Annotated in this window: 16 protein-coding genes and 1 pseudogene; 10 read left to right on the top strand and 7 right to left on the bottom strand. The window is 68.9% G+C overall.

Annotated elements, in window-relative coordinates:
* The 3 genes and pseudogenes from QM624_RS11065 to QM624_RS11055 all read left to right on the top strand — a co-directional run.
* A pseudogene (locus QM624_RS11065) lies at positions 1–191 on the top strand (sensor histidine kinase); the annotation flags it as partial.
* Positions 188–874: a response regulator gene (locus tag QM624_RS11060; protein WP_415091727.1), complete on the top strand. Its 687-nt coding sequence runs from the start codon at positions 188–190 to the stop codon at positions 872–874. The pseudogene QM624_RS11065 and the gene QM624_RS11060, both read left to right, overlap by 4 nt.
* Before the next feature lie 76 nt (positions 875–950).
* Positions 951–1,934 carry a LemA family protein gene (locus tag QM624_RS11055; RefSeq protein WP_415091725.1) on the top strand — a complete coding sequence of 328 codons (984 nt, stop codon included), beginning with the start codon at positions 951–953 and terminating at the stop codon, positions 1,932–1,934.
* 113 nt (positions 1,935–2,047) lie between these two features.
* Here QM624_RS11055 and QM624_RS11050 read toward each other — a convergent pair whose 3' ends face one another.
* A complete protein-coding gene (locus QM624_RS11050) occupies positions 2,048–2,746 on the bottom strand; it encodes a DedA family protein (protein WP_415091723.1) in 699 nt (232 codons plus the stop codon).
* A 67-nt stretch (positions 2,747–2,813) separates the two neighbouring features.
* Between QM624_RS11050 and QM624_RS11045 the strand changes: the two genes are divergently transcribed.
* From QM624_RS11045 to fbaA, 3 genes are all read left to right on the top strand, one after another.
* Positions 2,814–3,518 carry a TrmH family RNA methyltransferase gene (locus QM624_RS11045; RefSeq protein WP_415091729.1) on the top strand — a complete coding sequence of 235 codons (705 nt, stop codon included), beginning with the start codon at positions 2,814–2,816 and terminating at the stop codon, positions 3,516–3,518.
* A 102-nt stretch (positions 3,519–3,620) separates the two neighbouring features.
* Entirely contained in the window at positions 3,621–4,145 is a 525-nt protein-coding gene (locus QM624_RS11040; protein WP_415091721.1) for a hypothetical protein, read from the top strand.
* Between the two features lie 143 nt (positions 4,146–4,288).
* Positions 4,289–5,311 (top strand): class II fructose-bisphosphate aldolase, encoded by a 1,023-nt coding sequence (fbaA, locus tag QM624_RS11035; protein ID WP_415091719.1) that lies wholly within the window; start codon positions 4,289–4,291, stop codon positions 5,309–5,311.
* Between the two features lie 64 nt (positions 5,312–5,375).
* On the opposite strand, the gene QM624_RS11030 is transcribed toward fbaA, so the two are convergent.
* Positions 5,376–6,428, bottom strand: a complete 1,053-nt coding sequence (locus QM624_RS11030) for an endonuclease/exonuclease/phosphatase family protein (RefSeq protein ID WP_415091717.1) — start codon at positions 6,426–6,428, stop codon at positions 5,376–5,378.
* Between the two features lie 241 nt (positions 6,429–6,669).
* Here QM624_RS11030 and QM624_RS11025 point away from each other — a divergent pair, with 241 nt between their 5' ends.
* Entirely contained in the window at positions 6,670–8,079 is a 1,410-nt protein-coding gene (locus QM624_RS11025; RefSeq protein ID WP_415091715.1) for a sugar porter family MFS transporter, read from the top strand.
* On the top strand, positions 8,079–9,029 hold the full coding sequence (locus QM624_RS11020; protein WP_415091713.1) for a carbohydrate kinase family protein: 951 nt from the start codon (positions 8,079–8,081) through the stop codon (positions 9,027–9,029). Before QM624_RS11025 ends, QM624_RS11020 begins: the two co-directional genes overlap by 1 nt.
* 203 nt (positions 9,030–9,232) lie before the next feature.
* Here QM624_RS11020 and QM624_RS11015 read toward each other — a convergent pair whose 3' ends face one another.
* From QM624_RS11015 to QM624_RS11005, 3 genes are all read right to left on the bottom strand, one after another.
* Positions 9,233–9,940 carry a GNAT family N-acetyltransferase gene (locus QM624_RS11015; RefSeq protein WP_415091711.1) on the bottom strand — a complete coding sequence of 236 codons (708 nt, stop codon included), beginning with the start codon at positions 9,938–9,940 and terminating at the stop codon, positions 9,233–9,235.
* Positions 9,940–12,456: a hypothetical protein gene (locus QM624_RS11010; protein ID WP_415091709.1), complete on the bottom strand. Its 2,517-nt coding sequence runs from the start codon at positions 12,454–12,456 to the stop codon at positions 9,940–9,942. The genes QM624_RS11015 and QM624_RS11010 overlap by 1 nt, the downstream gene beginning before the upstream one ends.
* A gap of 62 nt (positions 12,457–12,518) precedes the next feature.
* On the bottom strand, positions 12,519–14,390 hold the full coding sequence (locus QM624_RS11005) for an alpha-amylase family protein (protein ID WP_415091707.1): 1,872 nt from the start codon (positions 14,388–14,390) through the stop codon (positions 12,519–12,521).
* A 92-nt stretch (positions 14,391–14,482) separates the two neighbouring features.
* Here QM624_RS11005 and QM624_RS11000 point away from each other — a divergent pair, with 92 nt between their 5' ends.
* Both QM624_RS11000 and QM624_RS10995 read left to right on the top strand, forming a co-directional pair.
* Complete coding sequence (locus QM624_RS11000) at positions 14,483–14,911, top strand: DUF3151 domain-containing protein (protein ID WP_415091705.1); 429 nt, start codon at positions 14,483–14,485, stop codon at positions 14,909–14,911.
* Between the two features lie 406 nt (positions 14,912–15,317).
* Positions 15,318–16,604 carry an adenylosuccinate synthase gene (locus QM624_RS10995; RefSeq protein ID WP_415091703.1) on the top strand — a complete coding sequence of 429 codons (1,287 nt, stop codon included), beginning with the start codon at positions 15,318–15,320 and terminating at the stop codon, positions 16,602–16,604.
* Between the two features lie 206 nt (positions 16,605–16,810).
* On the opposite strand, the gene QM624_RS10990 is transcribed toward QM624_RS10995, so the two are convergent.
* Both QM624_RS10990 and QM624_RS10985 read right to left on the bottom strand, forming a co-directional pair.
* Positions 16,811–17,470 carry a transaldolase family protein gene (locus QM624_RS10990; RefSeq protein WP_415091701.1) on the bottom strand — a complete coding sequence of 220 codons (660 nt, stop codon included), beginning with the start codon at positions 17,468–17,470 and terminating at the stop codon, positions 16,811–16,813.
* 66 nt (positions 17,471–17,536) lie between these two features.
* Complete coding sequence (locus tag QM624_RS10985) at positions 17,537–18,481, bottom strand: EamA family transporter (protein ID WP_415091699.1); 945 nt, start codon at positions 18,479–18,481, stop codon at positions 17,537–17,539.
* Between the last annotated feature and the right edge of the window lie 145 nt (positions 18,482–18,626).

The raw sequence follows: 18,626 nt of genomic DNA, 5'->3' as shown, positions 1-18,626 counted from the left end.
CCGGCGACACGGTCGTGGTCGGCGTCGAGGACGACGGCCCCGCGCCGGGCTGGCGCCCCCACCCGGGCGCCGGCCGCGGACTGGCTGGTGTGCGCGAGCGGGTCACCGCCCTGGGCGGCACCCTCGCCGTCGACAGCCGGCGACCAGGTTTCCGGGTCGAAGCGCGGCTACCCGATCGGGAGACGCCATGACCACCGCGGTGACGGTGCTGATCGCCGATGATCAGCCGCTGATCCGGCACAGCCTGCGGACGATCCTTCGCGACGCCGGGATTGCGGTGGTCGCCGAGGCCGCCACCGGCGCCGAGGCGGTGGCCGAAGCCGTCCGGACCAGGCCCGATGTCGTGCTGATGGACATCCGGATGCCCGGCGGCGACGGCCTGGAGGCCACCCGGCGGATCGTCGCCGACCCCGCACTCGCCGGCACCCGCGTCCTGGTGCTGAGCATGTTCGACCTGGACGACTACGTGCTCACCGCGCTGCGCCACGGCGCCAGCGGCTTCCTGCTCAAGGACGCCGAGCCGGCCCGGCTGGTGGATGCCGTGCTGCGCACCCACGCGGGGGAGTCGTTGTTCGCGCCGGCCATCCTGACCCGGCTGATCGGCCACTATCTCGACCGTCCGGCCCACGCCCGGCCACGCCGTCCGGCCCTGCTCACCGAGCGTGAGACCGAGGTGCTCACCCTGGTCGGACGAGGCCTGTCGAACCAGGAGATCGCCGGCACGCTGGTGATCTCGATGGGCACCGTCAAGACCCACATCGGGAACCTGCTCGCCAAGCTCGCCGCCCGGGACCGGGCCCAACTGGTCATCGCCGCCTACGACCACGGACTGGTCGCCGCCCGCACCGACCGCGAGGCACGGGGCAGAGGGTGACAGGTTCCGCAACCGCTACGCGCCCGGCAGCCGTTAGGCTGGACCGCGCACCCCGTCCACGACAAGGAGTTCGCCCATGAGTGGCATTTTGTGGTTCCTGGTGATCTTGGTGATCATCGCGGTGCTGGTCGGCCTGTACGCCGTGTCGTTGTACAACGGCTTCCAGCGCGACCGGAACATGATCCAGGAATCCTGGCGTCAGATCGACGTCGAGTTGAACCGGCGCTACGACCTCATTCCGCGTCTGGTGGAGACCGTCCGGGCCTATGCGGCCCACGAGCGGAACACGCTCGAAGGCGTGACCCGGATGCGCAACCAGGCCGCCGCGCTCGCCCAGCAGGGCGGTACCGCCGAGCAGCGGGCTGTCGCCGAGGCGCAGCTGTCCGAAGCCGTCCGCAACCTGATCGTCAGCGTCGAGGCCTACCCGCAGCTGCAGAGCAACCAGAACTTCCTCGAGTTGCAGCGTGAACTGGTGGACACCGAGGACCGGATCGCCGCCGGGCGCCGCTTCTACAACGCCAACGTCCGCAACTACAACACCAAGGTCGACTCGTTCCCGTCGAACATCCTGGCCGGCATGTTCAAGTTCGAGAAGGCGACCTACTTCGAGGTGAACGACGCCGAGGTGCGGCGTGCGCCCGATGTGAACTTCGGCGAGATCAGCTACCGCGGCGAGTCGCCGCAGTCGTCCGAGCCGACCAACGCCCAGCTCAATGCGGCGCCGCAGTCGTCCAGCGACCTGCCGAACCCGCAGGCGTACCAGGGCCAGAACTACTCCGCCCCGTCGCCGGGCCAGTTCGGCGGGCAGCAGCCGCAATACCAGCAGCAGCCGCAGCAGTACGGCCAACCGCCGCAGGGCCAGCAGTACCAGCAGCAGCCCCCGCAGTACGGGCAGGGTCAGCAGCCCACTCAGCCGCCGCAGTACGGCCAGCCGCAACAAGGCCAGCAATACCCGCCGCAGCAGGGTCAGCAGTACCCGCAGCAGGATCAGCCGCCGCCCTACCAGCCGCCGCAGCAGAACGGTCCGTCCCAGGGTGGTTACACGCCGCCCCAGTCCTGACCCCTGAGCAAGCAGATGGCCCCCGGTTCACGAAACCGGGGGCCATTGCTCAATCACCATCGCTGGTCGAGCTTGTCGAGACCCGCTTCGGCAGCGGGCTCAGCGCGAGGGTCTCATTCGGACGACGACGCCTCCGCCTTCAGCTTGCGGCGCTCGCGCAGGTATTCGAAGACCATCGGCAGCACCGAGATCAGCACGATGATCACCAGCACCAACTCCAGGTTGGTGTGGATGAACGGCAGGTTGCCCATGAAGTAGCCGAGCACCGTGATGCCGACCGCCCAGACCACGGCACCGACGCCCGTCCAGGTGATGAACTTACGGAAGTCCATCCGGCCGATGCCGGCGATCAGGGTGATGAACGTCCGGGCGAACGGCACGAAGCGGGCCAGCACCAGGGCACGCGGGCCGTAGCGCTCCATCAGCTCGTGGGTCTGATCGACCCGCTTGGGGTCGAAGATCCGGCCCCAGAAGCCCTCACGGGGCTTGAAGATCGCCGGGCCGATCCACTTCCCGACGAAGTAGCCGAACACGTTGCCGAGGACGGCGGCGATCATCAGGATCACGCACGAGACGAGCAGCACCATCGGCTGGCTCATCCCGGCGAAGGTGATCGACGGCGGATCCATCGCGATGAACATGCCGACGGTGAACAGCAGGGAGTCACCGGGCAGGATCGGGAAGATCGAGCACTCGATGATGAGCACCAGGGCCACGCCCCACAGGGCCCAGTTGCCCAGGGCGTGGATGAGATATTCGGGGTCCATCCAGTCGGGTAGCAGCAGTGGCGCGAGCAAAGGAAGCAGGGTCACGATAATCGAGGCTACCTTGGGCTCCGTGGAGGTAGAAAACGAGCATTCGCCAGATCTCATGAAAGGCGTGCTCGCCGGCGACGCGGACGTCACGGAAATCGCCCGGAGACCCGACCCGGATCCGGCCGCCGCTGCGGGTGAGGTGGATCCGACCGCACCCACGGTGGGGGTGGGTCCGCATCCGCATCCCTGGCCGCAGGATCCACGTCTCGATCCGGCGCTGCTCGCCGAGGGCGACCGCCGCAATGTGCTCGATCACTACCGGTATTGGAGGCTGGAGGCGATCGTGGCCGACCTCGACACCCGCCGGCACCCGTTGCACGTGGCGATCCAGAACTGGGAGCACGACTTCAACATCGGCTCCATCGTCCGGACGGCGAACGCGTTCAACGTGGCCGCGGTGCACATTCTCGGACGCCGTCGCTGGAACCGGCGCGGAGCGATGGTGACCGACCGCTACCTGCACGTCGAACATCACGCGGACGTGCCGAGCTTCCTGAACGCGCTGGCCGCCGCCGACGTCGTCCCGGTCGGCGTCGACAACCTGCCCGGATCGGTGCCGCTGGAACGCACCGAACTGCCCCAGCGCTGCTGCCTGGTCTTCGGTTCCGAAGGCCCCGGCCTGACCGATGAGGTGGTCGCCGGCTGCGCCTCGCTGGTCTCGATCACCCAGTACGGCTCGACCAGGTCGCTCAACGCCGGTGCCGCCGCCGCGATCGCCATGTACCACTGGGCCGCCCGTTGGGCCGTCCCGGCGCAGCCTGCCCGGTAAAACCCTCCCTAACTACCTGCGCCCTCCCACATGCGGGAGGGCACAGGTAGTTAGGGAGGGCCCTGGGGGACGGGAGCCCCGCCCCCCACTACGATGGCGGCTGTGAACGGCGGCGGGGAGTACGTGGTGTATTACGCACCGGAGGCTGCCCAGGCGGCTGTCGCCCGCCGGCGTTCGATGCTGATCCAGCGGCTGATCTCGACGGCGGTCTCGGTGGCCATCGGCGGAGCCGTCTGGTATTTCTTCGCCGATCAGGTCGGTTCGTTCGGGCCGTGGCTGATCGGCTCGGCGCTGGCGATCGGGCTGGTCTGGGTGATCGTCACCGGCGCCGGCCTGCGGCAGGCCCGGGCCGACGCCAAACTGGTCGCTCCCGGACCGGCCTTCGCCACCACCCGGGACGGCGTCTGGGTGGCCGGGTTGTGGCTGCCCTGGCCCGAGGTGGGTGCCTTCCGCGCCGCCCCCGGCCGGCTCGGACGCTCACCGCTGCTGCGGGTCGAGGCCCGCGACGGGCGCTCCGCGGCGGTGCCGATGAACTACCTCAGCGCGCTCCCGGCGAACATCGATTCGGCGGTCCGGGCGTTGTCCGGCGGCCGATCCTGGATCGATCTGTCCAGGCTCGACGACTGACACACCGCGAGGCTCGGGCAACTGGCGTCCGCAGCTTGCCGAAACAGGTCGCGCGGACCCCCGTAGTTTGCAAGACTGGGCTGGTCATTCGCAGGCGTCACCGCCGACGGTGGCGCCCCGAAAACCCCGTGAGGAGCGCAGGAATGCCCATCGCAACACCCGAGAAGTACGCCGAGATGCTGGACGCCGCGAAGGCCGGTTCGTACGCCTTCCCGGCCATCAACGTGACCTCGTCGCAGTCCCTGAACGCCGCGATCGCCGGCTTCGCCGCGGCCGGCTCCGACGGCATCGTCCAGGTCAGCACCGGTGGCGCCGAGTATGCCTCCGGCCCCACGATCAAGCACATGGTCACCGGCGCCGTCGCCCTCGCGGAGTACGCGCACGTGGTGGCCAAGAACTACCCGGTGAACATCGTGCTGCACACCGACCACTGCCAGAAGGAGAAGCTGGACACCTACGTCCGGCCGCTCATCGCCATCTCGCAGGAGCGCGTCGACCGCGGCCTTAACCCGCTCTTCCAGTCGCACATGTGGGACGGCTCGGCCGTGCCGATGGAAGAGAACCTACAGATCGCCGATGAGCTGCTCGCCCTCACCGCGAAGGCCCGCCAGATCCTCGAGATCGAGGTCGGTGTCGTCGGTGGTGAAGAGGACGGCGTCGCCGCCGAGATCAACGACAAGCTCTACACCACCGTCGAGGACGGCCTGCGCACCATCGAGATCCTCGGCCTGGGTGAGAAGGGCCGCTACATCACCGCGCTCACCTTCGGCAACGTGCACGGCGTGTACAAGCCGGGCTCGGTGAAGCTGCGCCCCGAGGTGCTCAAGGAGATCCAGGACGCCGTCGGCGCCAAGTACGGCCGCGAGAAGCCGTTCGACCTGGTCTTCCATGGTGGCTCCGGCTCGACCCCGCAGGAGATCAGCGACGCGGTCGACTACGGCGTCATCAAGATGAACGTCGACACCGACACCCAGTACGCCTACACCCGCCCGGTGGCCGGCTGGATGCTGAGCCACTACGACGGCGTCCTGAAGGTCGACGGCGAGGTCGGCAACAAGAAGCAGTACGACCCGCGCGTGTGGGGCAAGGAGGCCGAGGCCGGCATGTCCGCCCGCGTCGTCGAGGCCTGCGAGAACCTGCGTTCGGCTGGCAAGACGATCGGCTGATCGAAGCGATCTCTCGACGATGCCCGGGCCTGTGTGCCCGGGCATCGTCGCGTTGTGGAGGCTCTCAGCTGAACCGGACGCGGGCCAGTACGGGGCAGTGGTCCGAGGGCACCGGGCCGTCGGCGAAGAACGGGTAGCGACGGCCGTCCGACAGCTTCAGCCGGCGCACCCCGGGGCCGGTGTAGGTCTGCCGCTCGAGCACGGTCGCGCCCGGACGCACCCACAGGTAGTCGACGTTCTTGCCGCTGGTCGAGATCAGCCGGTAGTGCCAACTGCCGGCCGCCGTCGCCCCGAAGGCGTTGTGGGTGCTGACCCCGCGGACGGCGGAGGTATCGCGGCGGGCGACCCGGGCCGAGTTGCGCCAGCCGTCCGCCTGCAGCTTGCGCAGATGATCGGAATAGACCGGACGCCGCTCGTCGGCCCGGGCGTTGAAGTCCCCGGCCAGCACCGCCGGCGTCCGATACCGGGGATCGGCGTCCCGCATCGTGTCGATCAGCCGGCTCACCGTGGCGGACCGGATGCGGGCGATCTCGATGGTCTGGAACGGTGCCAGGTGCGTGTTGAACGCCACCAGTTCGCGCCCGGTGGCGCGGTGCCGCAGCCTCGCCCAGGTGCAGTACCGCTGCCAGGGCGAGGTCCGGCTGCCGGGATAGATCTCGGTGACGCCGGAGTCGCGCAACTCCAGCATCGACTCGCGGAACATGATCGGCAGGAAGTGGTCGATGTGGGCCCAGCCACGATCGGGCAGCATATCCACCATCAGATTGGACGGCCGGCCCGCGGCGTCCCGGGTGCCGAGAGCCTCCTGGAAGCAGACCACATCGGCGTCCGTGGCCTGGAGCCACTGCTGGACGCGGGGCGCCCGGGTCTCCCAGAGGTGATCCTGGCGCGGCATCGACGAGTCGTACCAGTCGGGCCCGAGTCCCTGGGTCATCACATTCCACGACATCAGCCGCAGCGTGAACGGTCCGCCGGCCGGCTTCGGTGGGGCGGGGACGCCCGGCGCGGGCGAGGTCGGCGGCACCGGAGCCTCGGGGGGAGCGACAGCGCAACCCGTCGTCGCCGACGCGGCGCTGCCGAGCAGCGCGGCGGCCAGCAGGGTGCGGCGCCTGATCACCGGACAACGATAGTCATCAGTGGACGCGGGTGGGGTCCGGCGTCACGCCGGTTCGTGGTCGGGATCTGTCCAGCCGATGAGACCCGGACGTCTGTGATCTCCTTGTGATCGCCCGATGACGTCGCTACTTTCGCGACTTCCAGGCACCGCAGGTTGTGGTTTCGAGTGGGGTGGTGTGGATTCGAAATGTCGTTGTCGCAATGCTGTTACTAGGAGGACGCGTACCCTTAGCATGTCGCGCATGAGACCCCTCGTGATACGAAGTGCGCTGGTCGCCTCGATCGGTGGCCTGGTCTTCGGTTTTGACACGGCAGTCATCTCCGGAACCACTGAGCAACTGAAGTCCTATTTCCAACTGTCCGATGCCTACCTTGGTTGGGCCGTGGGTATGGCCCTGCTGGGCACCATCCTCGGCGCCCTGACCGCCGGCAAGCCGGCCGACCGCTACGGCCGCAAGCCGGTGCTGTTCGTGATCGGCATCCTCTACATGGCGGGCGCCCTCGGTTCGGCGTTCGCCCACGACATCATCACCCTGGAGATCTTCCGGTTCCTGGGTGGCATCGGCGTCGGTGCGGCGTCGGTGTGTGCGCCGATCTACACCGCTGAGATCGCGCCGGCGAAGGTCCGTGGCCGCCTGGTCGGCCTGGTCCAATTCAACATCGTGCTCGGCATCCTGCTGGCCTACCTGTCGAACACCATCGTCCGCGCCGTCGTCAACGACGAGACCAGCGACTGGCGCTGGATGTTCGGCGTCATGGCCATCCCGGCCGCGATCTTCCTGATCATGCTCTTCTCGGTCCCCGAGACGCCGCGCTGGCTGATGGCCAACGGCCGTGAGCAGCAGGGCCGCGACGTCATCGCCAAGCTGACCACCAGCAAGGAAGAGGCCGACTTCCAGATCCAGGAGATCGACTCCTCGCTGGCCGCCGCCGAGAACGCGCCGAAGGTGCCGTTCTTCACCAAGAGCCATGCCAAGGTCATCATGCTGGCCTTCATGATCGCCATGTTCAACCAGATGTCGGGCATCAACGCGATCCTCTACTACGCCCCGGTCGTCATGGTGAAGGCCGGCGCCTCCACCGACGCCGCCTTCCAGATGAGCATCGCGGTCGGCTTCATGAACCTGGTCGCGACGATGGCGGCACTGACCGTGATCGACCGGATCGGCCGCAAGAAGCTGATGATCATCGGCTCGATCGGCTACATCGTCAGCCTGGGCTTCATGTCCGCGCTGATGTTCTACTACGAGCAGGCACTCGGCGGCGCGTTCGACTCCCAGTCCAGCTTCCTGGTCCTGGGCGGCCTGCTGGTCTTCATCGCCGCTCACGCCTTCGGTCAGGGCGCGGTGATCTGGGTGTTCATCTCCGAGATCTTCCCGAACCGCATCCGTGGCCGTGGCCAGTCCTTCGGCTCGCTCACCCACTGGGTGTTCGCCTGGCTGACCTCGACCTTCTTCCCGCCGGTGATCAACGGCCTCGGCGGCGGCGTGGCGTTCGCGATCTTCGCGGTCTTCATGGTCGGCCAGCTGTTCTGGGTGCTCAAGGTCATGCCTGAGACGAAGGGTGTACCGCTGGAGGAGATGGAGGCCAAGCTTGGCTTGACCCATGATCCGAACGACAGCGGCGATCCGCTCGCCGCGAAAGGACACTGATGTCTGACCGCGAAGTGTTGTGTCTCGGCGAGGCGTTGATCGACGTCGTCATCCGAGAGGATTCCACCAAGGAGCATGTGGGCGGCAGCCTGCTGAACGTGGCGGCCGGTGTCGCCACGCTCGGTGAGCCGGCGAGCATCTGCGCCTGGTGGGGCAAGGACGAACGGGGTGACCGGCTCGCCGAGTGGGCCACCGCGTCCGGGGTGTCGATCGTGCCGGGTACCGACTCGGCCGAGAAGACCGCCGTCGCCTTCGCCCACCTGGACGCCGATGGCCGGGCCACTTACGAGTTCGACCTGGAATGGAACGTCCCGACGATCGACGACCTGTCCAAGTACGGGCATCTGCACACCGGCAGCATCGCGGCCACGCTCGAACCGGGCGGCACCGCGGTGGTCGAGAACGTGCGGGCGATCCGCGACCACGCCACCACCTCCTACGACCCGAACATCCGTCCGGCGCTGATGATCTCGCCGGAGCAGGTGGTCGGCCGGGTGGAGGATCTGGTCAGCCTGTCCGACCTGGTGAAGGTCAGCGACGAGGACCTCGAATGGCTCTACCCCGGTGAGCCCGTCGAAGACGTGATGCGTCGCTGGATCAAGGCCGGACCGTCGATGGTGGTCGTCACCCGTGGGCCGTGGGGCGCGTACGCGCTGCTGGCCGACAACCGCGACATGCTGCACATCGACCAGATGAACGTCACCGTCGGCGACACCGTCGGCGCCGGTGACTCGTTCATGGCCGGGCTGATCGCCGGTCTGCTGAAGAGCGGCCTGCTGGGTTCGGTCGAGGCGCGGCAGCGCCTCGCCGACGCCGGCTGGTCCGACGTTCAGTCGGCATTGCACAACGCGGTCGTCACCTCGGGCATCACCGTCAGCAAGAACGGTGCCTACGCCCCGACGCCGGACGAGGTGGAAGCGGTCAAGCAGGCCGATCCCACCCTGTACTGACCCTTTCCGAACAAGACCCGCCGGAGCCCTCGGGCTCCGGCGGGTCTTTGCCGTTCCCGTCCCGTCATCCCGGGCTTCCGTCATCCCGGGCTTGATCCGGGATCTCTCCTGGTCCTGTCGGTCGGGCCGGCGCCGGGGATCCCGGCGTTCGCCGGGATGCGAGGGTCCCGTTGGTCGAGCTTGTCGAGACCCCTCGGAGTGCTTCAGAGTCCCTGATCGAGAACCGGCACCAACGTGTAGTCGGTGAGCGACAGCAGGCGCACACCCGAGGGACTGTCGACGGCGGCATAGACCTGGGATGTCTCGGCGTCACCCTCCTCCAGCGGGCCCATCGCTGCGTGCAGCATGGTGCGGACGGCGGCGGTCTCGTCCAGGTTGAGGGTGCGGGGCGGCGGGGCGTCGTCCCTTGCGGCGAGCACGATCAGCAGCAGATTGCGGACCCGGGGGAGCCCCTCGCTGATCGGCGGCTGGTAGTAGGGCAGGTCGAGCAGCGTGGCACCCAGCCGGTGGTAGAAGGCCAGCCGTCGTGCCGGGTCGCCGTACTTCGGGTGCGGCTCGAAGAGGTCCGGACGCTCGATCTCGGCCAGGACCAGGTCGATGCCGGGCTCGGCGATCCATCGGGTCACCCCTGCGGTGATCAGGGCCGATCCGGTGCCGCCGCCGCGCCGGGCACCGTTGACCGCGAGCCAGTCGACGAGGTAGCCGTTGCCGAACCGCTCGCCGACGATCGCACCCAGGTAGCCGTCGTCGTCCTGCGCGGCGAGCACGTCGAAGGAGCCCGATGTGCCGCCCTCGACGAAGTCGTCGCGGGTGACCAGTTCGGACGGCGGAAAGCTCGGTTCGAGGATGTCGGTGTACAGCCGGGTCAGCGCCGCGGCGTCCGTCACGGTGCGGATCGTGGGATTGCCCATCATGGCTCCGATCTGGTGGATGCTCGCCGTCCCCATCGGTGCCGGTCGCGGAGCCCGGGCAGGAACGACAAAAGGATGCCCGAGACCGCGGCAAGCGCCAGGATCGCCACCACCAGCCACCAGGCGACCCCGCCGTCCCAGTCGGGATGGCCCGCCTGCAGCACCGAAGCGAGCCCCGAGAAGCCGATCACGGTGAAGACGATGCCGAGCACGTCGAAGAGGCGGTCGGTGCGCTCGCTGGCGTCGGCTTCGGCCTCCAGCCGTTCCCGCTCCAGCCGCGCGGTTTCCGCCGCGTAGGCCTGCGCCATCCGCCGGTGCACCACCTCGAGCAGCGGCTGCAGCCGGGTCCCGAGCACGTCGCGGACGGCGTGGATGAAGCCGTCCCGCAGCCGCGGGTAGCCGTTGGAGTCGAGGATCGTGTCGAGATCGGTGCGCAGCGGGGGCGAGGTGACGATCGCCGGCGAGTCGATGAACAGCATGATCGCGTCGCTGGACTGCACGAACGCCTGCAGTTCGAGTTCGGCGCGCTCGATGTCCCGCACCAGGTCATCCAACTCGGCGATCGCCGCCGCCCGCTGCTCCGGGTCGTCGGCGGCCTGCCCGGAAGCGCCGGCGGGTGAGCGCGGCACGACGGCGACCGCCTGCCGCAGCAACCGGGAGACGGTCTCGACGTGCGAGCGGATGGTGTCCTGCCAGCCCTGGTACATGCCGTGCAGGCTGTGCGCGAACTCGATGTAGCTCTCGACCTCGCCCACCGCGTAGTCGGGTGAGCCGAACGAGGCCAGCAGAGTCACATTGCTGTTCGAGGCGAGCAGTTCGCTGTTCAGGTGCAGCAGCGACCAGGTGCGGACGGCGTCCAGGTCGTACAGCGCCCAGTCGGCGACGCTGGCGGCACCGCTGGGCAGCGGATGCAGCAAGGGCTGGATGCCCCACAGCTCCAGCAGTTCGTTGGCGTTGGTCAGCGGCTGCCGTCCGGACGGGCCCTGCCGGGAGGCGGCGACGATGGTGGCCATCACCCCGAACGATCCTTCGCGGGCGGCCAGCCGGGAGCCGTCGATCGCGTCGCCGCTGGCGTCCAGCAGCGCACGGATGTCGCGCAGCAGGGCTGCGACGACCTCCGGGAGTCCCGAGACCGTGCCGCCGGACGCCGTCCGCATCCGCAGCCAATCCTCGATCTCATGCAGATCGCCGAAGACCGGGGTGGCCAGGTGGATCGCCTGCGCCACCCGGTGCGCGGCGACGTCGCGCAGCGGGATCTCGAACACGATGGTGTGGTTGCCCAGATGGGACAGCTGGACGCGGGTCTCCACCACTTCGAGCGGATGCCGCCCTCCCGGTGGTTCCAGGGTCAGGTTGCCGAGCAGGATCGTGGCGCCGCGGTAGCCGCGGCCGAAGTCATCGGTGCCCTGCCAGACGTCGCTGAGCTCCAGTCGTCCCCGGACGTCGGTCACCGGCAGGGTGCCCAGCGTGCCGCCGCGTTCGCGCAGTGCCAGCGCCTGCTGCCGCAGGGTGGCGACGACGCTGATCGGATCGTCGTGCCCCGTCGTCCGGATGCCGAACGGGTAGATGATCCGGACGCGCCCCTCGTCGACATGCAGCCAGTCGCGCTGCCGGGCGGCATGCAGTGCGGTGATCCCGGCGAGATGCCCGCGCAGTTCGCTGGCGTCCATCGGGTTGAAGCTGGCTGCCTGCACGTTCGCCCGCACCCGTTCCAGTTCGGCACCGGCATCGCTGCGGTCGCCGCTGAACAGCCGCTTGCCGATGGCGGCGGTGTCGCGAACCGCCCGGTAGTACGTCGCCTCGTTCGCGGCCTCGCGCAGCAGGGCGTCCCGGGCGTCGCCGGCGTCCAGCCGTTCGACGGCGGCGACGATCGGCTCGATCTGGACGACGGCGGCCTCGGCGAGCGCGGCCACCGTCTCCAGCCGGCCGGTCAGCAGTGCCGTTTCGACGCGGAACTCCTGCTCCATGAACCGCAGCAACGCCCAACCCAGCCGGTCGAGTTCGCCGGTGCCGTCGTCGGTGCAGGATTCGGCGGCCTCACAGGACGCCTCGATCGCGATGCCGAGCAACTCGTGGTCCCAGGCCATCGCCCAGGCGTTGTTCGCGAGATTGCGCAGGTAGAGCGCGAGGATGAGTCCGCCCAGCGGCAGCCGGCCGGCGGCCCGCACCGCCGGCGGAAGAGCCCGTCGCAGCAGCGCTCCGGCAGCACCGCTGTCGTCGGAGTCGTGTGCTGGGTCGCCATCCCGGGCGGGGTCGGCGGCTGCGGCCCGACCGCGGCCGTTCGGGTCCTCATCACTGCGTTCGTCCTCGAACACGGCCCGCCACCAGGCGCTGCTGAGCAGCTGGGCCAGTTCGAGCCGCTGCTCGGGTGTCAGCGCGTCCGGCTCGCCGCGGGCGGCCTGCCCGTCGAACTGCTCGGTCAGCCACTGCCGTGCCTCGTCGGCCGGGGTGTCCACGGACGCGAAGACCGAGGGCTTCAGGCCCGGCTTTGCGGTCTGCCGATCGGGTGTGGCCAACGGTCACTCCTCGCTGGTCGGGCCGGTTCGGACGGCGGTCGGGGAGCGCGGGCCGGCTCAGTTCAGCCGGCGGTCAGCCACAGCGGCTGGTAGGGCCGGATGAGCAGTGTCTCGGGTGCCAGTGAATAGTCGTAGCCGCTGATCTGCTCCACCGCGGAGTCACCCAGGCGCGAGCGCAGCACGTAGGTGGGCAGTTCGACGGCGTCCTCGCTGAAGTTGTAGGCCTCGATCAGCACGCCCTCGGGGTGGTTGCGGGTGAGCAGCAGCACCCGCGAGTCGGGGCTGGGCAGCACCCGCGACTCGATGGACGCGTGCAGCTGCGGCAACCGCTTCCGGACGCCGATGGTGTGCCGCAGGCCGGCCAGGATGCGTCCGCTGGGGGTGCTCGGGTCGGCGTCCGCGGCTGCGACGGCGTCCCAGTCCATCCGGGGCCGGTGCACCCAGCGGTTGTCGGCGGCGTGCTCGGGCTCGTCGAGGTAGCTGTTGTCGTTGAGCTGGCCGATCTCGTCGCCCATGTAGAGCAGCGGAACGCCGCCGAAGCCGAGGATCGCGGTGTGCAGCAGGTTCACCCGGGCGATCGCGTCGGACAGCTGGCCCTGGTCGCCATGCTCCAGCGCGGCCTCGAGACCGGCCAGGCTGGCCATGGTGCCGCTGATCCGGCGGTCGTTGTTGACCGGGTTGTGCTGGAAGACCAGCCCGCGGGCGAACGAGCCGGGGTAGAGCCCGGCGTAGAACTCGGACAGGAAGGCCCGGTGAGTGTGGCCCTCGAGGTAGGCGCCGCGGGCGTCGGTGTCCGAGACCGCCCAGCCGATGTCGTCGTGGCAACGCGCGTAGGTGGCCCAGGTGGTGCTCGACGGCTTGTCCGGGAAGTTGGACAGCGCCACTTCGAACAGCCGGGTGTGCCGCGAGGCGAGGGCGCCCCACAGCTGCACCATGAACGAGTTGTGGTAGGCCAGATCGGACACCTTGCCGAAATGCGTGCCCTGACCGAGGTAGCTGATCAGGTCCTGCGGGCCGACGATCGCTTCCGCCTTCAGCGCGCAGGCCGGAGCCACGATGCGCAGCACGGCCCGCAGCGCCTGGGTGAGATCGTGCACCTGCGGCTCGTTCTGGCAGTCGGTGCCGAGCACCTTCCAGGTGAACGCGATCGCGTCCAGGCGGAACACCTCGACACCGTTGTTGGCCAGGAACAGCAGCAGGTCGGCGAACTCGGCGAAGACGTCCGGGTTGGCCCAGTTGAGGTCCCATTGGTAGGAGTTGAACGTCGTCCAGACCCAGCCCTGGGCCTCCTCGTCCCAGGTGAAATTGCCCGGAGAGAAATCGGGGAAGATCTCCGGCAGGGTGCGCTCGTAGGCGTCCGGCTCGGTGCGGTCGGCGAAGATGTGGAAGTAGTCGCGGTACTTCTGCTCGCCGGCGCGGGCCCGGACGGCCCACTCGTGCTCGCGGGCCACATGGTTGAGCACCAGGTCGACGACCAGCGAGATGCCCTCGTTGCGCAGCGTGGTGGCCAGCGCGGTCAGGTCGTCCATCGAACCGAGCCGGGGATCGACCGAGCGGTAGTCGGCGACCGCGTAGCCGCCATCGTTCTCACCCTCGCGGGGGCGCAGCAGCGGCATCAGATGCAGGTAACTGACCCCCAGCGACTTCAGGTGGTCGATCCGGTCGGCCACCCCGGCCAGCGACCCGGCGAACCGGTCGGCGTAGCAGACGTAGCCGACGGCGTCCGGACGCTGCACCCAGTCGGGGCTGAGCAGCCGGGCCTCGTCGAGGACCTTCAGATCGGTGCTGCGGGCGGCGAACGCGCTGCGCATCAGGGCGGTCAGCCGTTCGAAGAGTTGTGGTGCGGCCTCGCCGTAGGCGCCGGCCAATCCGCTGAGCAGATCGGGGCCGTATCGGTCCATCCGGAGCTGAAAAGTGGTGTCCTCGTCGACCATGGCCGCAGCATAGAGCTTGGCGCGACACAACTCACATCGAGCCGGAACGGGCGCTCCCGGACGCCGTCCGCAGGCTCGTCTAGGGTGACGACATGGCTCACCTTCCGTTCGCCGCGCCCGGTGCGCAGGCGACCCTGCTGCCCGAGGATCCGGCGGCGGCGCTCGGTTCCACCGACCCGCTCGAGGTGGCTGCGCAGCACCCGAGTTCCAGCCTGGCCTGGGCGGTGCTGGCCGAGCAGGCACTCGACCGCGGTGACCGCGAAGGCGTGCTCGCCGGCTACGCCTTCGCCCGCACCGGCTACCACCGCGGCCTGGACGCGCTGCGCCGCAACGGCTGGCGCGGTTCCGGTGCCGTGCCCTGGGAACACGAACCCAACCGCGGCTTCCTGCGCGCCGTCTGGGCGCTGGCCCGCGCGGCCAAGGAGATCGGTGAGGACGCCGAGTACGAACGCTGCGTGCAACTCCTGGTCGACTCCTCACCCGCCGCCTACAACGAGTTGGTCGGCCCCACCCTCTCCTGACCCCGGAACGGAGGGACGGTTCTTTTCGTACCGCTTCGGCGATCAGGCTGGTACGCGGGGACGGTTCTTTTCGTCCCACTTTCGATGCCGTCCTGGCACGGAGGGACGGTTCTTTTCGTTCCATTCGCGCCGTGGTGCGGCGGGGCGGCTTCAAGCGGTCAGTGCAAGCACCCGGTACGGAGGGACGGTTCTTTTCGTTCCATTCGCGGCACCGAAGCGGAACGAAAAGAACCGTCCCCGCGTACCACCCTGAGCCCCCGAGCGGTACGAAAAGAACCGTCCCCGCGTACCGGGTGTGGCCGTCCGTCCGACCACTCGGACGCCGTTCGGCTCGACGCGCGACTCCGTTAGGCTGTGCGGGCAAGGGCCCCCGTGCGGGCCGCTTTTCATGCCGGAGGGAAACCAGATGCCGGGCATCGTGGTCGTCGGAGCGCAATGGGGCGACGAAGGCAAGGGCAAAGCCACCGATCAACTGGGCGACCGGGTCGACTACACGGTCCGCTACTCGGGCGGCAACAACGCCGGACACACCCTGGTGGTGGGTGGTGAGCGGTACGCGCTGCACCTGCTGCCGTCCGGCATTCTGAGCCCGAACAGCGTGCCGGTGATCGGCAACGGCGTGGTGATCGACCTCGACGTGCTGTTCGAGGAGATCGACGGACTCGCCGCCCGCGGAGTGGACGCCGCGCGCAAGCTGCTGGTGTCGTCCAACGCCCACCTGATCACCCCGTACCACCAGGTGATCGACAAGGTCTCCGAGCGGTTCCTCGGCAAGCGCAAGATCGGCACCACCGGACGCGGCGTCGGTCCTGCCTACTCCGACAAGGTCAATCGCCTCGGCATCCGGGTGCAGGACCTGTTCGACGAGGAGATGCTGCAGGCCAAGGTCGAGGGTGCGCTGTGGCAGAAGAACCACCTGCTGGTGAAGGTCTACAACCAGCGCGCGATCGAACCCGATCAGATCACCGAGCGGCTGCTCAGCTACGTGGACCGGCTGCGTCCGATGGTGGCCGACACCTCGCGGGTGCTCAACGACGCCCTGGACCGTGACGACGTGGTGCTGTTCGAGGGCGCCCAAGCGCACCACCTCGACGTCGACCACGGCACCTACCCCTACGTCACGTCGTCCAACCCGATCGCGGCCGGCGCCTGCACCGGCTCGGGTGTCGGTCCGACCCGGATCGACCGGGTGGTCGGCATCGCCAAGGCGTACACCACCCGGGTGGGGGAGGGACCGTTCCCGACCGAGTTGCTGGACGCCGACGGCGACAAGATCCGCAACGACGGTGCCGAGTTCGGTACCACCACCGGACGGCAGCGGCGCTGCGGCTGGTACGACGCCCTGGTCGTCGAGGCCGCGGCCAGCGCCAACGCCTTCACCGACATCTTCCTGACCAAGCTCGACATCCTGTCCGGCTGGGAGAAGATCCCGGTCTGCGTCGCCTACGACGTGGACGGCGAGCGCCACGACCGGCTGCCGATGACCCAGCACGACTTCGCCCGCGCCACCCCGATCTACGAGGAACTGGACGGCTGGACCGAGGACATCACCGGCGCCCGCTCGTTCGGCGAACTGCCGAAGAACTGCCAGGCCTATGTGCGTCGCCTCGAGGAGCTCAGCGGCGCCCGCATCTCCGGCATCGGCGTCGGCCCCGGCCGCGAGCAAGTCGTGATGCTCCACGACCTGCTCTGACCCGTGACCCGGGTGACCACGGGGACGGTTCCTTTGGTCACCGGGGACGGTTCCTCTGGGGGATGCGCTAATCAAAGCCCACGCATCGTCATCCCGGACTTGATCCGGGATCTCTCCCACCTGAGAGCCCGGGATGACGTGGCTGAGCAGCGTTTCCTTTGGTCACCCAGCCCGCGACATCCGTCCTCCCACCTAAGGACGCAGGCTCAGAGCACGTCCAGCATGTCCCGCTCGAACGCCTCCACGGCCCGCTCGGTGAGACCCTGATCGAAGACGTCCGCCAGTACCTCCGGTGCGGCGGTGAACACCCGGACGCCGACGCCGGCCAGCGTGAGCACATCCTCGGCGGATTTCAGCGACGCCGCCATCACCAGTGGTCCCGAGCCGTCCTGGGGCACGATCGAGGTCATCTGCTGGAACTCGGCGACGGCGTCCCGGCCCGTCCGCCGCAGCCGGTCGAAGTACGGCGCCAGGTACCGGACGCCGAGCGCTGAGCCGATCAGAGCCTGCTTGGCGGCGTACACCGCGGTCATCAGCACCGGGACGTCCTGGGCATGCAGCCGGCGGATCACCTGTGCACCGGCTTCGGTGCAGGGCACCTTGACTGTTGCGCCCGGCGCCAGCTCCCGGATCCGCATCGCGTTGGCGTACCACTCCTCGGCACCGACGCCCCAGGTCTGGAAGCACACCTCCCGCGCGCCGGCGTCCGTCGCCCAGGTGTGAATCAGTGGAATGTCGGACGCCCGCGCGCCGGCCCGGCGCAGAATCGTCGGGTTCGTGGTCACCCCGGTCGCGACACCGGTGCGCAGCCAGCGCTCGGCGTCCGCCCGGTTCGCGGAGTCGACGAAGAACACGATCGGTTGCACGGCGGACCTTTCGCTCAGCACACTGCGCACGCTACCGGCCGTCGAACGGCCCAGCTACGAGCTGGCTCAGTCGGTCTGGCCACGCTGGACGGCGGCGACGCCGGCCAGCATGATCACCCCGCCGACGAGCTGCAGCAGGCCCGGCAGTTCACCGAGCAGCAGCCACGCCCAGGCGACCGCGAACAGCACTTCGGTCAGTCCCACGAAGCTGGCCACCGTCGAGCCCAGGTACTGGACGCCGACGAAACCGAGTGCGTAGGCCGTTGCGGCCGCGACCAGCGCCAGCACCACCAGGGGTGCCCACCAGGGTAGGGTCAGCCCGACGAAGACGACGTCGACGAAACTCGCCTGCATGGGCATCAGGCCGACGGCGCCGGCGATCAGAATGGTGACGGTGCCGACCGCAAGGCCGACGCCCACGAAGGTCAGCGGCGGCAGCTCCATCGGCCGGGCCGAGATCACGAAGTACACCGCCAGCCCGCAGGCGGCCAGCGAACCCCAGGCGATGCCGCGCAGGTCCAGGCCCACCATGCCGGTCGGATCGAGTACCACCACGAGTCCGGCGATCGCCACCACGGTGCCGATCAGGGTCAGCCTGGACGGCAGCCGCCGGCTGCGGACGGCGACCCACGCGACCACCAGCAGGATGGCCAGGTACTCCATCAGCAGGGCGAGGCCGACCGGTACGTACTGGACGGCGTTGAAGAACGCCACCTGCGCGGTCGCCCCGCCGAACACGCCGTAGGCGAGCAGCGGACGCCACTGGCTGAGCAGCAGCTGCCAGCGTCCGCGCAGTGCCATCAGGCCCGGGATCAGTAGGACGATCGCGGCCAGCCCGAGCCGCACCGCGACCACCGCGCCGGGGCTCCAGCCGGAGGCCAGCAGCGGCTTCGCGAACGCGCCCGCGGTGCCGAATGCGCATGCCGAGACCAGCGCCGCCGTCCAGCCGACCAGTGCCGAGTGGGGACGGCGGACGCCGACCTCCATGCGTTCGGCCACAGTCTCAGCCATCTCCCACCTCCGTCAGGATCAATCGGTTGTAAAGAGATTCCGCAGGTAGGCGAATGTCGATTGGCCGCCGCCCCAGCACGCACCTGAGCACCTTCTCCTCGGTCGTCGTGGCTCCGCCACGACTCCCTCGTCGGCGGCACTCATG

Origin of the sequence: Micropruina sp. (assembly GCF_047606365.1) — a bacterium.
In the GTDB taxonomy this organism is placed as follows: Bacteria; Actinomycetota; Actinomycetes; order Propionibacteriales; family Propionibacteriaceae; genus Micropruina.
Note: the sequence above shows the minus strand (reverse complement) of the source record. Positions and strands in the feature narration are given on the sequence as shown.